Origin of the sequence: Streptomyces sp. NPDC004732 (genome assembly GCF_040609235.1) — a bacterium.
Taxonomy (GTDB): domain Bacteria; phylum Actinomycetota; class Actinomycetes; order Streptomycetales; family Streptomycetaceae; genus Streptomyces.
Genome location: NZ_JBEXJR010000037.1, coordinates 1 through 2,073 on the forward strand (window position 1 = coordinate 1; position 2,073 = coordinate 2,073).

Annotated in this window: 1 protein-coding gene; it reads left to right on the forward strand. The window is 34.6% G+C overall.

The features are described from left to right. The first annotated feature begins 755 nt into the window (after positions 1-755). Positions 756-1,955 (forward strand): RepB family plasmid replication initiator protein, encoded by a 1,200-nt coding sequence (locus ABZV77_RS42585; RefSeq protein WP_356268773.1) that lies wholly within the window; start codon positions 756-758, stop codon positions 1,953-1,955. Positions 1,956-2,073 lie beyond the last annotated feature (118 nt).

Consider the following 2,073-nt stretch of genomic DNA (forward strand, 5'->3'; position numbering starts at 1 on the left):
AAGCCGACCAGCGTTTGAAACTTTTTAGTTTTTCATCATTCTATTTTAAAACGCTCTAAAACTCGATTTAAGCGACTTTAATTCGAAACTGTCTATTTGTTCAAAGGGAACATTAAGAATGCTTAAACGAGCTTTTAAGTGGGTTTAAAGTGATTTTGAATTGAATAGCTTGTTTTAAGTTGTAAAAAAACAAGTTAAACAAAGTATAGGTTTTCCATTTAAGGGTTGTTAGGGCTTGCCCTGACCGTCTGTAAGACGCTTGATTGCAAAGTATGAGTATTTAGCTAGTCAAATAGTTAAAACAGCGTATACGAGCAATTAGAGGGAATCCAAGAAAGTCCTAAGAGAGGGTTTGATCTTTTCTTTTAGCGAGTGCGAGTGAACGCTGCAAGTAAAATGTGAGCGTGGTTTTCGCTCACTCCTTTTTTTGATGATTTTGACTTTGGATTTTACATTTTTGAAAAAAATAAAAAATAGGCGAAGCCTATATATATATTTATCTTATATATTTTAATCTTTTAATCTTTTGCGTCAAAAAAAAGTGAGTGTTTTCAAGGGGTTAAAGAATAATATGTGGAGAAAAAACTGTTTATATATGGAGAAAAAACTGTTTATATATGGAGAAAAAACTGTTTATACATGGAGAATGTCTATTATCTTCTCCATGTATTATGGTATAATAAAAGCATGAAGAAACACTTTTCGTCGAGAGAATCTTCATGCGTATCTAAAAACACTCAAAGGAGCGTATTTCTATGACTAGTATACCAAAAAATGAACAAAATCAGAAGCAGGTGCAAATCTTGAACGAATTATCAAAACGTAAAGTGGTCGAGCATAATTCTTTAATCACATCTATTGCCAAAATGGATAAAACCCCACTCAAAATGTTTGAATTAGCCGTATCGTGCATTGATACAGAAGAACCACCAAAAGATCATACGGTTTATTTGTCAAAAGCAGAACTGTTTGCCTTTTTTAAAGTGGACGACAGCAATAAACACACACGTTTTAAACAGGCAGTCGAGAATATGCAGAAACAAGCCTTTTTCAAAATTAAAGAAAAAAAAGAACATGGATTTGAATTTGAAAATATTGTGCCGATTCCCTATGTTAAGTGGACGGATTATCATGATGAGGTAACGATCCGATTTAGTCCTGAAATTATACCGTATTTAATCAATTTAAAACAAAATTTCACGCAACACGCTTTGTCTGATCTTGCAGAACTCAATAGCAAGTATTCCATTATCTTGTATCGCTGGTTATCTATGAATTATAACCAGTACGAGCATTATAGTTACAAGGGCGGGCGCCGAGAAGAACAAGTGGAAGCCTACCGCAATCCTTCAATTTCCATGCGAGAATTACGAGAAATGACGGACACGGTCAATGAATACAAATTATTCACTAACTTTAGCAAGAAAGTTTTAGATAAACCCCTTGAAGAAATCAATGATCGGACCTCATTTAATATTGCCTATGAGAAAGTGAAAAAAGGTAAAAGCATTGATTCTATTGTCTTTCATATCACAAAAAAACGTCGAGCAGACGATAACAGTTATAAGCTAGAGGACAAGACCTACAAGGAAGCGAAAGCCGAAAAAGAATTATCAAACCAAACACTTGCAGGTAAAGCGTTAGAAAGTAGATATACAAGGTTATTGCTTGAAAATTTCCTTTTATCGCCTTATGAAATGACAGATACATCACTTATGGCTGGCTTGCAAAAAAATGTTTATCCAAAGTATGACGAACTCAAAACATTACGAGGACTTGAGGGGGTCAAAAAGCACCTCTCATACGTTCGTGAGAAGCAAGAACCTTATTCAAAAGGGAACGTTGCAAAGTATCTTAAAAAGGCAGTTGATCAGTATTTGCCAACTGTGAAATTACAAGACCTTGACCAACCAGAACGTGCAAGTGTTCGAGGTAAAGGAGCAAGCCATGAGTGAGAATCTAAAAACGATCAAAGAGCTTGCGGATGAGTTGGGTGTATCAAAAAAGAAAATTCATTATCAAGTATCTAAATTAGATAGTAATTTGATACAGAGATTAGACGGTACTATCTAT

What these genes read in the sequence shown, in the direction of transcription:
- ABZV77_RS42585 (WP_356268773.1), top strand. Translation starts at nt 756, where the DNA reads ATGACTAGTATACCAAAAAATGAACAAAATCAGAAGCAGGTGCAAATC.